Origin of the sequence: Rhizobium sp. BK379 (assembly GCF_014193955.1) — a bacterium.
In the GTDB taxonomy this organism is placed as follows: Bacteria; Pseudomonadota; Alphaproteobacteria; order Rhizobiales; family Rhizobiaceae; genus Rhizobium.
Window position 1 is genome coordinate 37061 of the sequence record NZ_JACIAD010000011.1, and the last position, 14714, is coordinate 51774.

General features: G+C 58.7%; 16 protein-coding genes and 2 pseudogenes. 13 read left to right on the forward strand and 5 right to left on the reverse strand.

The genetic code is table 11. From position 1 onward, the window contains the following. Positions 1-585: 585 nt before the first annotated feature. The 4 genes from FHT93_RS33655 (at position 586) to FHT93_RS33670 (ending at position 3147) form a co-directional block, all read left to right on the forward strand. On the forward strand, positions 586-783 hold the full coding sequence (locus FHT93_RS33655) for a hypothetical protein (RefSeq protein WP_112547258.1): 198 nt from the start codon (positions 586-588) through the stop codon (positions 781-783). 156 nt (positions 784-939) lie between these two features. After that, a complete protein-coding gene (locus FHT93_RS33660) occupies positions 940-1854 on the forward strand; it encodes a zinc-binding dehydrogenase (protein WP_112547259.1) in 915 nt (304 codons plus the stop codon). 59 nt (positions 1855-1913) lie between these two features. Continuing rightward, positions 1914-2786, forward strand: coding sequence for a sugar phosphate isomerase/epimerase (locus FHT93_RS33665; protein ID WP_113115849.1), 873 nt, complete (start codon positions 1914-1916; stop codon positions 2784-2786). Positions 2787-2976: 190 nt separating this feature from the next. Beyond that, positions 2977-3147 (forward strand): hypothetical protein, encoded by a 171-nt coding sequence (locus tag FHT93_RS33670; RefSeq protein ID WP_162710219.1) that lies wholly within the window; start codon positions 2977-2979, stop codon positions 3145-3147. 171 nt (positions 3148-3318) lie between these two features. Here the strand turns inward: FHT93_RS33670 and FHT93_RS33675 are convergent, their stop codons facing one another. Beyond that, positions 3319-3678, reverse strand: a complete 360-nt coding sequence (locus FHT93_RS33675; protein ID WP_183851293.1) for a nucleotidyl transferase AbiEii/AbiGii toxin family protein — start codon at positions 3676-3678, stop codon at positions 3319-3321. 276 nt (positions 3679-3954) lie between these two features. Here FHT93_RS33675 and FHT93_RS33680 point away from each other — a divergent pair. The 4 genes and pseudogenes from FHT93_RS33680 to FHT93_RS33695 all read left to right on the forward strand — a co-directional run. Continuing rightward, positions 3955-4199: pseudogene (locus FHT93_RS33680) on the forward strand (ATP-dependent DNA ligase); the annotation flags it as partial. A 185-nt stretch (positions 4200-4384) separates the two neighbouring features. Continuing rightward, positions 4385-4861, forward strand: coding sequence for an Hsp20 family protein (locus tag FHT93_RS33685; protein WP_112547263.1), 477 nt, complete (start codon positions 4385-4387; stop codon positions 4859-4861). 70 nt (positions 4862-4931) lie between these two features. Then, positions 4932-5231, forward strand: coding sequence for a DUF982 domain-containing protein (locus FHT93_RS33690; protein WP_112971208.1), 300 nt, complete (start codon positions 4932-4934; stop codon positions 5229-5231). A 10-nt stretch (positions 5232-5241) separates the two neighbouring features. Then, positions 5242-5517, forward strand: coding sequence for a hypothetical protein (locus FHT93_RS33695; protein WP_112547265.1), 276 nt, complete (start codon positions 5242-5244; stop codon positions 5515-5517). A gap of 43 nt (positions 5518-5560) precedes the next feature. Here the strand turns inward: FHT93_RS33695 and FHT93_RS33700 are convergent. The 4 genes and pseudogenes from FHT93_RS33700 to FHT93_RS33715 form a co-directional block, all read right to left on the reverse strand. Continuing rightward, positions 5561-5774 (reverse strand): annotated as a pseudogene (locus tag FHT93_RS33700) (ATP-binding cassette domain-containing protein); the annotation flags it as partial. A 183-nt stretch (positions 5775-5957) separates the two neighbouring features. After that, entirely contained in the window at positions 5958-7019 is a 1062-nt protein-coding gene (locus FHT93_RS33705) for an ABC transporter ATP-binding protein (protein ID WP_183851294.1), read from the reverse strand. Beyond that, positions 7016-9256 carry an iron ABC transporter permease gene (locus FHT93_RS33710; protein ID WP_183851295.1) on the reverse strand — a complete coding sequence of 747 codons (2241 nt, stop codon included), beginning with the start codon at positions 9254-9256 and terminating at the stop codon, positions 7016-7018. Before FHT93_RS33710 ends, FHT93_RS33705 begins: the two co-directional genes overlap by 4 nt. 75 nt (positions 9257-9331) lie before the next feature. Continuing rightward, positions 9332-10360, reverse strand: a complete 1029-nt coding sequence (locus tag FHT93_RS33715; RefSeq protein WP_183851296.1) for an ABC transporter substrate-binding protein — start codon at positions 10358-10360, stop codon at positions 9332-9334. 183 nt (positions 10361-10543) lie between these two features. Here FHT93_RS33715 and FHT93_RS33720 point away from each other — a divergent pair, with 183 nt between their 5' ends. The 5 genes from FHT93_RS33720 (at position 10544) to FHT93_RS33740 (ending at position 14659) form a co-directional block, all read left to right on the forward strand. Beyond that, positions 10544-11557 (forward strand): substrate-binding domain-containing protein, encoded by a 1014-nt coding sequence (locus tag FHT93_RS33720; protein WP_183851297.1) that lies wholly within the window; start codon positions 10544-10546, stop codon positions 11555-11557. Between the two features lie 41 nt (positions 11558-11598). Further along, positions 11599-12144: an NUDIX hydrolase gene (locus FHT93_RS33725; protein WP_183851298.1), complete on the forward strand. Its 546-nt coding sequence runs from the start codon at positions 11599-11601 to the stop codon at positions 12142-12144. An 83-nt stretch (positions 12145-12227) separates the two neighbouring features. Next, on the forward strand, positions 12228-12806 hold the full coding sequence (locus FHT93_RS33730; RefSeq protein WP_183851299.1) for an NUDIX hydrolase: 579 nt from the start codon (positions 12228-12230) through the stop codon (positions 12804-12806). Positions 12807-12894: 88 nt separating this feature from the next. Beyond that, positions 12895-14022: a gluconeogenesis factor YvcK family protein gene (locus tag FHT93_RS33735; protein ID WP_183851300.1), complete on the forward strand. Its 1128-nt coding sequence runs from the start codon at positions 12895-12897 to the stop codon at positions 14020-14022. Further along, on the forward strand, positions 14015-14659 hold the full coding sequence (locus FHT93_RS33740) for a hypothetical protein (RefSeq protein ID WP_183851301.1): 645 nt from the start codon (positions 14015-14017) through the stop codon (positions 14657-14659). The genes FHT93_RS33735 and FHT93_RS33740 overlap by 8 nt, the downstream gene beginning before the upstream one ends. Positions 14660-14714: the final 55 nt, after the last annotated feature.

Consider the following 14714-nt stretch of genomic DNA (forward strand, 5'->3'; position numbering starts at 1 on the left):
GGGAAATGGTCTGGCAGCTTACTGATCGATTGCGCGATCGACCAGACTTCTCGTTTGCCGTTTCACGTATGTAGATGAGCCTGAGGTCGAGACTTGGCCAGGTCTCCGGGGACGACCAAACAACCCAGATCTTAGCTTGATCGGCAACGTCATCGTAACGTTACGACTTTCGATCAATTTTTGCTTTGCGTCGAATTTGTCAGCGTCGGAAAACAATTGACAACATGCGCCCGATGCTTCATCCGTAACGTTACGAACGGCCGATGGAGGGAATAACCGCCGCAGCCCGGTCTTGTGAGGTGCAACATTCGCCTTGTGCCGCCTGCCGAAAGTGCCAGGGACGGCGAGGCCGCATGCGTCCGAGTGTGGAGACTCGGCGACGAGTTAGGATCCGATGGATCATGGCGGTCTTACCGCAAAGCATCTTTGTCGACGCGGCTAGAGGAGGAGCATGTGCACAGATCGTTTCGGCATTTCATGGCGCCACGGCACTACTGACTTCGTCGGTGGTCGGTCCTGACGCCGATGGAAAAAAGGTGGACGGACTCGGGCGATCGCGGCTGGAAGCAGGTCGGGAAGGATAAGATGTCGATCCGCATCGATGCCGATGAAGCTGTCCCGCTCAACCGCGAGCAGCCGGTCTTGTTGAAACCTGGCCCGTCATCGCTCCTCGGCGGGAATGGTGGGGATCTGATCAACGATGGCACAATTTTCGATGACTGCTCCACCACTACTGAAACCGTGAGTGGCGTCGCGGATTTTAAACTGACATCTGAAAGTTAATCAACATCCAGGGCCCCCCCACCTTGGCAGCCTTCAAACGGAGTAACGACCATTTTTTGCGTAGAAATCGTAGGACCGCGCCAAGCGCAGATCACTCAACGGCCAGACCCACAGGCGTCGGGCGATATCGTCAAGGTCGAGGTCCTGGTCGCTCCAATGTGTACGGAGTGGCAGGGGTGGCGCGCGGGAACGCACTCATGCGAACTCGGCCATGAGGCCGTAGGCGTTGTGGTTGATGCTGCGCAGTCGAGGCGCCTGAAGACGGGCGACAGGGTTATCGTCATGCCTCACGCCGGCTGCGGCGTCTGCCCCGCCTGCGCAGCGGGAGAGCACATCCACTGCACCTCGCAGCGAGACTTGTTGGGTGAAACGGGATCGTCTTCCGGGATCGGCTGCTATGCGCAATATCTTCTGAAGCCGGACTATATCTTGCAGCCGGTTCCCGATGATATCGAGACACACCACGCTGCCATGGCGATCTGTGCGCTTGGCCCGAGTTTCACGGCGATGAAGCGAATGCAGCTAACCGACAAGGACACGATCCTGATTTCGGGCTGTGGGGCGGTCGGGCTTGGCGCGGTCGTCAATGCTCGCACGATCGGGGCACGTGTCATCGCCCTCGAATTCAATCCCTACCGCGTTGCATTGGCAAAGGAACTTGGCGCAGAGCAGGTGATAGACCCTCGTGCGCCGGATCTTATCGAGCAGGTGCGCGCAGCGACCGGGGGCTATGGCGTCGACGCAGCGCTCGATACCAGCAACAATGAGGCGGCCCCACCGGTGGTTCTCGAACTAGTGCGAGCCAGGGGCCGGCTGTCCTTTGTCACCTGGAGCGGCTCGCTACCGGTCAACCGCATCACAGGCAAGGGCATTGAAATCTACGGCGCATGGCATTGGAACCATGATGTCTTCGCCGACGAGGTCCTGCAGCGCGTCCGCGATGCAAGACCGCTTCTAGACAAGCTGACGACACATCGTTTTGCGATGTCGCAGGTCGCAGAAGCCTTCGCTCTCCAGGAAACGGGCAATTGCGGCAAAGTGTTGCTCTATCCCCCCGAAGCCCAGCACTAGGGACGAGTGCTTAGCTTGGGCAAATGCGTTGCTCAATCCGAAAGAACGGGAGACCTTCTATGACCTTTAGACTTGGCGGACACGGAATTGACTACGATGGCGATCCGGAGGCTTACGCACAGGCGCATATCGAATTCGGATACAACGCCGCCTATATGCCAAACATCAGCATCGAGAGCCGCGAGGAGATAAAGGCTCTGGTAAAGAGCTTTGCTGCGGCCGATCTGGTAATGGCCGAAGGCGGGGCCTGGAAAAACCTCATTGCCCACGATCAAAGCACACGGAAGGCCAACCTCGACTATGCCGTCCATCAGCTAGCGCTGGCAGACGAATTGGGAGCAGGCGCCATTGTTGCGTTCCACGGAACTGTTGGTCATCCGGGTGATCCCTGGCAGCTTAGCGACAATTATGATTATGGCCCGCATCCCGACAATCAAAGCGAGGCCGGCTTTCAGCGTGCAGTCGAGACAGCCCGATACGTCATCGATATGGTGAGGCCGAAGCGCGCGAAATTTTCGCTGGAAATGGTGCCTTGGCTGGTGACCGACACGCCAGAGAACTATCTCAAATTGCTGAAGGCGATTGATCGCCCGCAATTCGGTGCACATATCGACGCGGCTAACATGGTCATTTCGCCTCGACTTTATTTCAACACTGGAACAATGATCAGAGATTGCTTTGCGCTACTGGGGCCATGGATCGTTTCTTGCCATGCCAAGGATCTTGTTATGCAGGGGGGCCCGGGCACGATCTCGTTCCATCTCGATGAAGTGGTGCCCGGCGAAGGAAACCTTGATTACAGTGCCTATGTGATCGAGATCGCCAAACTCAAGCGGGACGTTCCACTCATGCTGGAGCACTTCGACGTTCCCGGCTATCGTCGCGGTCTCGCTCACATCAAGTCGATTGCGCAAACTGCCGGCGTTATTTGAAACGGATTAACCTGCCATGCTGGTTTCGACGGCGCGAAGCAAAAAAACAGCGTACGTGGGATAGCCGCCGCCAGAAGCGAAGTCACCATGTCCATTAAACTTTTTTCGGGTCAGGCTCTTTGATCTTCATCGGTGAAATTGTGAGGCTGGGGCCGACTTGTTCGAACAAGGCACAAAAAGGTGGTCGTACATGTCTGCTGGGAAGAGGCGCTCCTACACCTGGAACGACGAGGGCTATTCGCTCTACGGCGAGGTGGCGGCCAGATCCTCGCTGAAGGACTTCGGTGACAGCTATGCGGTGAACGGCAAGCACTGCCGGTATGCGCGTAAAGGGGTAGCGGTTTTACTCGTCTGGCAATGACCAAGCTTCCAGCGGCTGCTTTAACTCGGTGTAGCCGAGGGAGGGTGGTTCGATCCCCGTCAAGAGCGACTGTTAGTTGTTGCTCACGATTTCGCCAATCGGCGCCTTTCCAAGGCTAAGGATTGTGATACAAAAACTCGGATAATATATCCTATGCTCCGAGCTTTTGTATCAATGCCGGCTTCCGTCTGTTGCGCCCGGCTGATCGTTGGCGAGCCAGTCATAGAATGACGTCCGGCCTTCACGATGCGCGGGCTTATCGTGATTGGGGCCGGCTTTCACTGTCATGGTCTTCGGCGGTTCGATACGGATATCGATATTCTCCGAGAAGCGGTTGATGATGTGGTATCCTTTCGAGAGCGAAGTACCGCCCTTCAACTCGAACGTCATCTTCAGGTGCTGCAGGCCATACAGGCAGTGCATGATCCGGTAGTCTTTCTCGACCAGCACCAGCGGCACCTTCATCCCGTCAGCGACGATGCGCAGGAGCGCCCCGAAATTCCTGTCGTTATGCAGGAAATCAGCCGGCATTCGTGTCCGCTACGAGACCGTTGAAGAATTTGCGCGTGCGCACCATGCCAAAGCCCTTGGCGACACGGTCAGGGCGGTGCGACTGCCTTGCAGCGCACGTTCCTTCACGGGGGCCAGCACCTGATCGCGGTGTTCAGCCAGCCCCCTGACCGGCTTCGCATCATGCTTCGCGTCGTGGCGAGCATCTGCGGACAGGGATTGCGAGTCGTCGACGCTCTCCTTGACCTTGCTTTCCTTGTCGCGCCGCGGTAGCGGCAGCCTGCTGCCGCCCTGTGCGGACACAATTGGATTTATGTCGGCGCGGTCGGAACGGGCTTCAAGGAAAAGGACGCCGCTTACCTGAAAAACACGCTCGACACGCTGAAGACCAAGACACCTGTCGTTCCTCTTAAAGGCAAGAACTGCGTCTTTGCGGAGCCGAAGCTGATCGCCGAGATGGAATTCGCGGCTGGACCGACGACGGTAATCTGCGGCATGAATCTTATAGAGGCCTTCGGGGAATTCAGGATAACGCCGCGGTTATGCGCTGGATTAGGGTTGCGTCGACACACTCCAAGCGGAAAAAATTTTTTCGTCCGGTGCTCTTGAATCGTAAATCCTCAAAAACCAAATCGTTTGCCGCCAGCCGCTAATGATGGGCTGGCCTTGCTGGGAGCGCTGTCTTTCGGCGCTTCCGTACCCATGTTGCTTCAAGGAGGATATGGCTATGGCAACATCTTACGACTACGCACCCTTGTTCCGATCGACCGTCGGCTTCGACCGGGTCTTCAATCTTCTCGAAAACGCCCAGCGTGCCCGCGCGATCAGCGACTGGCCGCCCTATGACATCGTCAAGACTGGCGACGACAGCTACCGGATCTCGATCGCAGTGGCTGGATTTGCCCAGGACGATCTCGACATCACCTTCCAGTCCAACTTGCTGACCGTCACCGGCAAGAAGCAGGAGGCTGCCAATGAAGGCTATCTGCATCGCGGCATTGCCGGCCGGCCGTTCGAGCACCGCTTCGAGCTTGCAGACCATGTCAGGGTGAACGGCGCCGATCTGCAGAACGGTCTCCTTTCGATCGATCTCGTGCGTGAGATCCCCGAGGCCTTGAAGCCGCGGAGGATCGACATCCATACCAACCAGGCTCTTTCACAGAATGTCGCCCCGGCGCAGATCGAAGCGCAGAAGGCTGCTTGATTGAAACCTTGGAAAACGGGCGCCGTCGGGGCGGCGCCCATCGACATCGCGGGTTGGAAAGGAGAGCGTCATGAAACCCGATATGTTCAAACAACCTGTTACAATCCTCGTCGGCCTTGGCTTTCCCGCCGAGGTCAAAACCGTCATGGATGCCTACCGGCATCTTGCAGAATGGCCAGTGTCTTTGCGCGACACGGCGCATTCAGTCGCATTCAAGGCGTGCAGTGCCGCGCTGCGCGGTGATATCGAAGCGGAGACCGCACGCGGCCTGTTTGCTGCCTTTGCCGAGAAACACGATCTGCTAGCGCCCGAAACGGACATGGTCGCCGTCTCCCGTCGCAGGCACGACAAAGATCCGCACGTTCGATAAGGAGCTCGACATGCACGACATCTTGAAGGAGGCGGTTACCAACGCCATAGCGATGGGACCAATGGTCCTGCTTCAGGGCATGCAGATTGAGCGGCCGCTTGACGTTGTGAAAGCGACTGCGCTCTCCGCAGACGACAAGCGGACTATCCTGGCGTCGTGGGCTTCCGACTTCTATGCGATCGATTCAAAGCCGGCGTTCCGTCATATTCCGGGAACACCGGAGCCGGTTTCCATCGATGAGGTTCAGGCTGCCCTCAAAGAGCTCGATCGGCGTTACGGCTATTGATTTACCGGCCCAAACGGGCCGGTTCATTCACGGGTGGGCCATCCATCATCTTGATCATCGTCGATTTCGCAGGCCCCGTTCGGCCCGAGATAGCCAACGGCCTCGCCCGCCGCGACGTGGAAGCTGATGTCGGAAATGTCCAGAACCTCCGTGTACTCGTTGGTCACCAAGGTCTTCAGTGCGCCCATCAGGCCCGGAAGCCGCTTGTGCTGTCGGAACCGCTTGCTGACGGCTCGTGCCTCAATCAAAGCTGTCATGTGTGCTCCAGATGGTTCATCGAACACGCGCATCGGCTCGCGAACATATGCTCGCGGGAGATGTGGTTGTTCAAGCGAAGTCTGTCGGGACCGGTGAGGGGAAGATGACTTATTCCCCTCAAGGAGGTGAAAAGGTGCTTTGAACGTGCGCCGCTTTTTGATCACCCACGCCGTAAGGCGCACTCAGTCGCTGATGACGGCAACGCCACGATCCTTGAGGCCGATCTCGACCTCCGTTTCTGGTTTGAACGTCTTCCCCACTGCGGGATCGACGACAAAGAGCGTTCCAGTTTTGGTTTTCACCTCGTATTCGACATGATCGCCGAGATAAGCGGCGTGGGTGATCGCGCCGCTGAAGCCGCCGCCGTTCTTCGGCGCAAGCGTAATCGCGTTGGGCCGGATAGCAAGCTGTGCCGGGCCGGGGCGAAGGTTGCGACCGGAGAGCTGATGGATGAGGCCCTCGATGGTGATGGTTGCACGATCGCCGTCGACCACGACGATGTCGCAGGGTACGACATTGGCTTCGCCCATGAAGTCGGCGATGAAAGCGGAGGCCGGTTCGTCATAGAGCGCACGCGGTGCTCCTTTTTGGGCGATCTCGCCATCCTTCATGACGATGATCTCATCTGAAACGGCGAGCGCTTCGTCCTGGTCATGGGTGACGTACACGGCGGTAAATCCGAGCCTTTGCTGCAGCTCACGGATCTCGGTACGGACACGGCGTCGGAGCCGCGCATCGAGGTTCGAAAGCGGCTCGTCGAGCAGCAATACCTGCGGTTCGAGCACGAGCGCGCGGGCAACCGCTACGCGCTGCTGCTGGCCGCCGGACAGCTCTGCTGGCAGACGCTGCCCCATGCCGCCGAGACCGACGAGCTTCAATCCGTCCTCGGCGCGGTCGCGCGCCTCTCTGCGCTTCAGCCCTGAGGATTCGAGGCCATAGGCGACGTTGTCGAGCGCGCTCATATGCGGAAAGAGCGCATAGGACTGAAACACCATCGAGACGTCACGTTCGTTTGCCGGGAGCATCGTCACGTCTTTGCCGCCGATCAGAATGCGCCCGGCGGATGGGTGTTCGAGGCCGGCTAGCATGCGCAGTGTCGTCGTCTTGCCGCAGCCGGAAGGGCCGAGCAGCGTCACCAGCGTGCCTGGCTCGATCGTCAGCGACAGGTCGGGGATGGCGGTGAAGGCGCCGAATGTCTTCCGGACGTTCTGGAAGACGACAGAACCGGCTTTGGGGTTAATCATGCGGTTTTCTCCTGACCGAGGGGCGCGGAAGCGGTGGCCGTTGGCGCAGCGATGGCAATGCGGTTTTCACGCCGCAGCCTCCGCTCTCCGACGAGAAACTGGAAGCCCGCGATAACAGCGACCATGACGATGATCAGCGTCGAGGAATAGGCGATCGCCACACCGTATTCGCCGTTCTCGACGAGGCCGACGATATAGGACGTTGCCATGTTGTACTGGGCACTGACGAGAAAGACGACGGCGCTGATCGAGGTAATGGCGCGAACGAACGAATAGACGAGCGCGGCGGTGATCGCGGGCCGCAATAACGGCAGGATGACCTTGCGGATCGTCCGGAAACTATCAGCGCGCAGCGTCAGCGACGCCTCGTCGAGACTCTTGTCGAGCTGGCTCATCGCTGCAACGCCACCACGTACGCCGACTGGCATATTGCGGAAGACGAAGCAGGCGATGAGGACAACAGCCGTGCCGGTCATTTCCAACGGCGGCAGGTTGAAGGCCATGATGTAGCTGATGCCGATGACGGTTCCAGGGATCGCAAAGCTCATCATCAATGCAAATTCGAAGAGGTTGCGGCCCGCGAATTTCTGCCGGACGATGAGATAGGCGGTCAGCAAGCCGACAGCGGCCGTGAGCGGGGCAGAGATCAGGGCGATTTCCATTGTCGTCCAGAACGAATTCCAGGCGACCCCCGTCCACGCCAGGCCGCCGCCATCACGGAACCCGATCGAAAATGCGCGGATATAGTGTTCTGTCGTTAGCGTATTATCGAGACCCCAAGTGCGCACGAAGCCGCCGAACAGGATCATCGCATAGACGATGATGGTGAAGATCATCCAGGGAATAACGATGGCATGTACCGCGATCGAAAGGCCGCGTGGCAGCGCTATATGTTGGCCGGAATCGCCCTTGCCGGTCACCGTCGCAAAATTCTTGCCCGACAGCCAGAAGCGCTGCGCTAGGAAGGCGGAGAGGGTGAAGCAGAGCAAGATCATCGCAAGCACGGCGGCGCGTGATGGATCGTTCTGCGAACCAACTACGGCAAAGAAGATTTCGGTCGACAGCACGCCGTGGCTGCCGCCGAGGACGAGCGGATTGCCGAAATCTGCCATGCTTTCGATGAATCCGATCAGGAAGGCATTAGCGAGACCGGGTTTCATCAGCGGCAGAGACACCCGCCAGAACGTACGCCAGCGGTCGGCACGCAATGTTTGCGACGCCTCTTCCATCGATGGGCTCACGCCTTCGACGACGCCGATGAGCACCAGGAAGGAGATCGGAGTGAAAGAGAGAACCTGGGCGATCCAGATCCCGGTCAGGCCATAAAGCCAGCGGCCGGGCTCGACGCCGAGCAATGTAGAGACGAATTGCGTCGCTACACCGGAGCGACCGAAGAGCAGGGTCAGTGCCAGGCCGACGACGAAGGGCGGGGTGATGATCGGCAGGATCGTTAGAAGCCGCAGCCCCTTCTTGAAGGGGAAGCGGGTGCGGGTGGCGACAAGCGCAAAGCACAGGCCAAGCGTTGTCGAACCGGCAGCCGTCATGATCGCCAGCCAGAGCGTGCGCCAGGCGACGCCGCAACGCTCGCCGCCGACCACGCAGCCCAGGCTCCAGACCGAGGCGTCCTGGATATTCGTCAGGAATCCATCCGGATTGAAGGAGCCGTCGAAATCCTGGAAGGCGCCGACGAACATGCTGCCGATCGGATAAAAGACGAAGACGGTGACCAGGAAGACCAGCATCGTGATGGCGCTGACGACGAAGGCATCGCCCTTCATCACGCCGCGCTCGGCCAAGCCGAAGGAAAAGAGGAGAACGAAGACGAGGCCGACGACGATGGCGCCAGCGCCCATCGACGGCTGCCCGTCGGGAAGAGCCCCGAACAGCGTTTCGCTGATCGTCCAGCTCCAGCCGGAAAAACCGATCGCGAGTCCCTGCAGCGCCAGGAAGACAAGCCCAAGCCCGGCTGCCCAGGCAAGCAGCGCGCCGCGGCGATTGGGATCGTGAAGAAAGCGCGCGACGCCGCCAAGCAGAACAAAAAAGACAGCAATCGCGAGCCACCATCGTCCATGGAGGATGATCTGCAATATGCCGGGCGCGGTGGAGGGATCGTCCGGGAAATCCGAAAGCCAGCCAAGGCTGAAGAAGCCGCCTTCGATCCGATACCACGGGAGCAGTAGCAGGGCGACGATGGCGAAGACGAGAGCGGTATCCAGTCTGCGGTTGTGGTTCTTCATCAGTTCGCTCCCGCGTGCGCAGCATCATGCATCTGGCCGGCGGCGTGCGCAGCCGGCCAGAGGATTGGATGGAGATCAGTTGGCCTTGGCGCCGATTTCCTTGTCCCAACGCGAGAGCAGTGACTTGCGCTTGTCGGGATCGCCGTAGGTCTTGAAATCGTATTCGATGAGCTTGATGTCCTCGAACTTCGGCGATTCCTTCGGCACCTCGGCGGACTTGTTCGACGGCAGCTGGAACGACTTGGCGTCCTTCATATGCGACTGCACTTCGGCCGTCAGCGCCCAGTCATACCACTTCTTGGCATTGTCCAGGTTCTTGGCGCCCTTGATGATCGACATCGACCCGATCTCGTACCCGGTTCCCTCACAAGGCGCGACAGACTTAACCGGGAAGCCTTCGACGGTCTGCGCTACCGCATCATGCATGAAGACGATGCCGATCGTCGCTTCGCCACGGGCAGCGGCCTTCACTGGCGCCGACCCCGATTTCGTGTATTGCGAGATATTGGCGTTGAGCTTGCCGAGATAATCGAAGGCCTTATCCTCCCCCATGATCTGCACGAGCGTTGCGAGTGCCGTATAGGCGGTACCCGACGAGTTCGGATTGGCGATCTGGATCTCGCCCTTGTAGGAAGCGTCGAGCAAATCGGCCCAGCACTTCGGCTCTTTCAAGCCCTTCTTTGCCAACAGGTCGGTATTGTAGCCCCAGCCGAGCGCGCCGGCGTAAACGCCGACCGTACGGAAATTGGCACTCTCCGCCTGCTTCTTTGCCCAATCATTAAGTTGGTCGAGCATCGGCGATTTGTATTCCTGGGTCAGGCCTTCGCTGGCCGCCTGCAGATGCGGGTCGCCGGTCCCCGCCCACCAGATATCTGTCTTCGGGTTGCGCGCCTCGGCACGGACTTTTGCATAAGTCTCGCCGGATGACAGGCGAACCATGTTCACCTTGATATCCGTCTGCTTCTCGAAACTATCCTTCATCATCTCGCAGATGACGACATCTGCCGAGCAGATGAGATTGAGATCACCGGCGGCGTGCGCCGAGTAGGCAACAAGAGAGACACTTGTGACAAGTGCCGCCGCGACGATATTGGCTGAACGCATTCTATCCTCCTCGTTCATGTCTGGCGCCTCCACGCCATCCGCCTTTGCAAGCGTGTGCAAAGCGTGCATGAGCAGGAAGGTCCTGTCAATTGCTATTGTCATAAAAGTGTCATGGTGAACTGCCGCCTGTGCACTTGCACACAATTGCAATTATGTGCACAGTCCGCGCAAAGGGAGCGGCCGGTGGTCACCAAGGATTTTGTCAGCGCACAGGAAGTCGCGAAAAAAGCGGGCGTTTCGCGTTCTGCGGTATCGCGTGCCTTCACTCCGGGTGCCAGTGTCTCTGCGGAGACGCGCAGGCGCGTGATGGATGCGGCGGAGGCGCTTGGTTACCACGTCAACCACCTGGCCCGCGGGCTGATGACAAACGAAAGTGGCATCGTCTGTCTCATTGTGTCCGAACTCGGGACGCCATTTCGCTCGTCATTGATCCAGGCGGTTACCCAGCAGCTCCAGAACTGCGGAAAGATCGCCATGCTGGTCAACACCGACCGTTCCGACGGCAGTGTGGATCGGGCGCTGCGACAGGCCATTCACTATCGAGCCGATGCGTCGATCATCCTGTCCGGACTGCCCGACAAATCCATCACCCAACTCTGCCTGAGGAATGGCCAGCGCCTGGTTCTCATCAATCGCGATGACGACCAGCCGGGGCCGCTACGCATCAACCTCGACGACCAGGAGGCCGCTGGCCGCATTCTGACGGCTTTTCTACGCGCGGGCTGCCGCCAGCTCGCATTTGCCAATTCCGAGGCCGGCACCCCGAGCCTCATGGCACGCGAGCGCGGTTTCATCGATGCTGCCGCGGCTCTCGGCATGGAGGTTGCCGTCGAGCGTCACGGCTCTACGGGATATGAGGCGGGGAAGGTGGTCGCCCAGAGACTTTTGACGCGCAGGGAGCGGCCGGACGCGATCTTCTGCGCCAATGATCTGCTTGCCTGCGGCGTCATGGACGCCGCGCGGCATCAGTTCAAGTTGTCCGTTCCTGATCAGTTGTGTGTTGCCGGCTTCGACGATGTCGAGCAGGCTTCGTGGTCTTCCTATGATCTGACAACCTTCGCACAACCGGTTGCGACGGTTGCGCGCGAGGCCGTCGCCTTTCTGGCTGCTCCGGCTGCGACAGTCGATGTGGATGAAGTTCGGACGCTCAAACTCCATGCCGAGCTAGTCTGGCGCGGATCGATCCGCGGCGGGTGATGCAATCGCCTTCAAAGCTTCGTAAGCATCCCGGGAGATCGATGAAGAACGACGACAAGCCCAAGAAGGCCAAGACCGGCGGATTGCTGCAACATTTGGCGGCCGCTCCCGAAGCTTTGTTCAAGGGTGTCTTTTTGCAGCAATATGGAGCTATTTGCTTTCGCTATATCGGGAACGAGGATCAGATCGAGATATTGCTGATCACCTCGCGTGACAGTCGTCGTTGGGTTATTCCAAAGGGTTGGCCTATCAAGAAGAAGAAGCCGTTCGAAACGGCTGCCACCGAAGCGTTTGAGGAAGCGGGCGTCGAGGGGAGCGCGCGAAAGAAGCCGATCGGCCGATATACCTATCTCAAAGAATTCGGACCTGACGTCGTGTCGCCCTGCATCGTTGACCTGTTCGAGATTGAGGTCGTGGCGCTGGCGGATGATTTCAAGGAGTGCGGCGAACGGGTTCTGGCCTGGGTTCCTCCGGACGAAGCCGCCCGGCGTGTGCGTGAGCTCGAACTCAAGTCGCTCCTCGTATCCTTTCGACCGCATCGGCCGAAGCCAGAAATGAAATTGCGGAGACGAGGAGGTGGGGGCTAGGGTGATTCATTGGCCGCTTTTTCAGGCATGAAGCTGACCAATCAAATTGAGTTCGGGCGTTCAAGGACAAGGAGCGCGAGGTTTTGAATTCGTCTTCAATCGAGATATCTGAGCAAGGCACGAAACCGGATATCGTCACAGTCGGTTCGACAGAGGTCTATGCCAACCGGTGGATGACGGTCCGCGAGGATACGATCCGGCGCCGTGACGGCTCACCCGGGCTCTATGGCTATGTCGACAAACCGGACTTCGTGATGATCCTGCCGTTTGAGCGCGGTCTCGTTCACCTGGTTCAACAATATCGATATCCGATCAAGTCGCGCCAATGGGAGTTTCCGCAAGGGGCCTGGGAAGATAAACCGGATGCAGATCCCGAGGTGCTCGCCCGCGGCGAATTGCAGGAGGAAACCGGTCTGGTTGCTGGTTCGTTGGTCCGGATCGGCACCATTTATCCGCTCTATGGAACGGTAACCCAAAAATGCCACGTCTTCTTTGCGACGGATCTGATGGCAGGAGACATCAGGCTGGAGCATGAAGAACAGGACCTCGTTCAGGCAACCGTTTCGGTCCATGAGCTGCAGCGTATGATCCTCGACGGTGATCTTCGGGATGCCGGCACGATCGCTGCTTTCGGGCTTGCGCGAATGCGAAATCTTCTGTGACAGGCTCGTCACGTCATGTGACGACGGAAAAGCTTTTGCAGACGATCAGCAAAGGCTATCGATCTGCGGTCGGATATCAGGGGCGGGCATGAAACGGATTGTCTTGTTCTCGGGCGGCAGCGCCTGTCGATCGATCAATGTTGCGCTGTGCCAAAACGGAGCCGACGTCACCCGCGTGGTGCCCGCCTGGGATAGCGGCGGCAGCTCGAAAGTCATTCGTGAGCGGCTTGCCATCCTTTCGGTCGGAGATATCCGCCAGGCTCTGATGACCATGGCGCATGGAGAGGGCTGTGCCGGTGACGTGGTCAAAATCTGCAGCGCCCGGCTTTCGGCCAATCTTGGCCGTGAGGAAGGCCGCAATGAATTTCTCTTCTATGCAGAAGGCCGTCATCCGTTGCTGGAGAGGATGGAGCCGGGTCTTCGTGGTGCGATCTTGAACTATCTGAACACGTTCGCCTCTTCTGTCGGCCGTGAATTCGACTTCAGGCACGGCAGCATCGGCAATTTCATTCTGACGGGGGCATGCCTTGCGCATAATGGGGACGTCAACACGGCGATCTTCGTGTTCAGAAAGCTCTGCGGCATCCGCGGAAACGTATGGCCGTCATCCTGCGACAACGATCTGGTTCTGTCCGCAAGGCTGAAAGACGGTCGCGGCCTGATGCCACAGGACGTTATCACGTCGATGGTGCCGGAGGATGCAAGGATTGGAATAGCCGAGGTCGAGCTGGCTCGCGCCGATCGGAGTCCGGCGGTTGCAAACCCCGCAGTGCTCGACGCAATTGCCAATGCGGACCTTATCGCCTTCGGTCCAGGCAGCCTTTATACAAGTATCCTGCCGCATTTGCTGGTAAATGGCCTCGTCCCGGCGATTGAGAATGCCAGCTGTCCGGTTGTGTTCATCGGCAATATCCTGCAATGCCGGGAGACAATGGGCCTGACGCTCGAAGACGTCTTGTCCGCTGCAAATCTGCATGGGCGAAAAGGTGGCGGAAACGCCGATCTATTCGCTTCCGTCCTCGCAAACAGAATGCTCTTTCCCTTTGAAAAGACGGTTGGAAAGTTTCCTTATCTGAGAGAAAACCTTCAAGAAGATGCCGGAACCGCTATCTTCAGAGGCGAATTCGAGGATGCCTGGAGCCGCGGCCAGCATGACGGCGATGCAACAGTCGCAGTCCTGCTAAAAATCGCGACCGGAGGCGCTTCAGATGCGTGAGATACCAGACAGAATTGATGAGGTCAGGCGCCTGAAAGGTTTCCTGACGATTGAGGAGACGCTGCGGCTTGCAGATCTGGATGTCACCATCATCGATCCATTTTCGACCCTGATTTCCCGCCGCGCCAGCCTGGCGCCCGGTATCTTCATCTGGCCCAATGTGACGTTGGAGGTGGCCCCCGAGGCGGCGGTCAGCATCGGTGCGTCAACCGTCCTTCACAGCGGCGTGCGGATAGCGGCTGGCGCCGGCTCAATTGCCATCGGTGCAAACGGCGATGTCGGTCAGGAGGGGGGCTTCACCTTTGTCACCAGTGCGCCAAGTGACAGGATCCACATCGGAAACGACGTCCGGTTGAACGGCGGCGGCTCCATTGCCGGGAGCGCCAGGCTTGGGGATGGCGCGCAGGTGCTTGGCCCGATCCGCATTCAGAATTGCCAGCTCGGCGCCGGCAGCTCTTTTCGAGAGCCTGATCCGGATAAACGCGGAGGGGTCCTCAAAGGCACCGGCATTGCCAGAAACATCGATGTCCCAAGCGGTATGGTCGTTCAGGCGTTTGGGCTGTTTTCAGAAGCGCCGATCCGGTGGCAGTCCCATTTCCATCCGAGAATAGACGAGCGCCCCCAGAAGACGGACTAGTGTGCAGGCGGGTGCGGGCGCGCTTGCAATTCTGGTAAAATCATAACTCGTCAAC

Bases quoted from the DNA above. Each gene is read 5' to 3' on its own strand.
- FHT93_RS33735 (WP_183851300.1), top strand. From the start codon at position 12,895: ATGAAACGGATTGTCTTGTTCTCGGGCGGCAGCGCCTGTCGATCGATC.
- FHT93_RS33655 (WP_112547258.1), top strand. From the start codon at position 586: ATGTCGATCCGCATCGATGCCGATGAAGCTGTCCCGCTCAACCGCGAG.
- FHT93_RS33715 (WP_183851296.1), bottom strand. From the start codon at position 10,360: ATGCGTTCAGCCAATATCGTCGCGGCGGCACTTGTCACAAGTGTCTCT.
- FHT93_RS33695 (WP_112547265.1), top strand. From the start codon at position 5,242: ATGCACGACATCTTGAAGGAGGCGGTTACCAACGCCATAGCGATGGGA.
- FHT93_RS33710 (WP_183851295.1), bottom strand. From the start codon at position 9,256: ATGAAGAACCACAACCGCAGACTGGATACCGCTCTCGTCTTCGCCATC.
- FHT93_RS33670 (WP_162710219.1), top strand. From the start codon at position 2,977: ATGTCTGCTGGGAAGAGGCGCTCCTACACCTGGAACGACGAGGGCTAT.
- FHT93_RS33675 (WP_183851293.1), bottom strand. From the start codon at position 3,678: ATGCCGGCTGATTTCCTGCATAACGACAGGAATTTCGGGGCGCTCCTG.
- FHT93_RS33690 (WP_112971208.1), top strand. From the start codon at position 4,932: ATGAAACCCGATATGTTCAAACAACCTGTTACAATCCTCGTCGGCCTT.
- FHT93_RS33705 (WP_183851294.1), bottom strand. From the start codon at position 7,019: ATGATTAACCCCAAAGCCGGTTCTGTCGTCTTCCAGAACGTCCGGAAG.
- FHT93_RS33660 (WP_112547259.1), top strand. From the start codon at position 940: ATGTGTACGGAGTGGCAGGGGTGGCGCGCGGGAACGCACTCATGCGAA.
- FHT93_RS33740 (WP_183851301.1), top strand. From the start codon at position 14,015: ATGCGTGAGATACCAGACAGAATTGATGAGGTCAGGCGCCTGAAAGGT.
- FHT93_RS33725 (WP_183851298.1), top strand. From the start codon at position 11,599: ATGAAGAACGACGACAAGCCCAAGAAGGCCAAGACCGGCGGATTGCTG.
- FHT93_RS33665 (WP_113115849.1), top strand. From the start codon at position 1,914: ATGACCTTTAGACTTGGCGGACACGGAATTGACTACGATGGCGATCCG.
- FHT93_RS33685 (WP_112547263.1), top strand. From the start codon at position 4,385: ATGGCAACATCTTACGACTACGCACCCTTGTTCCGATCGACCGTCGGC.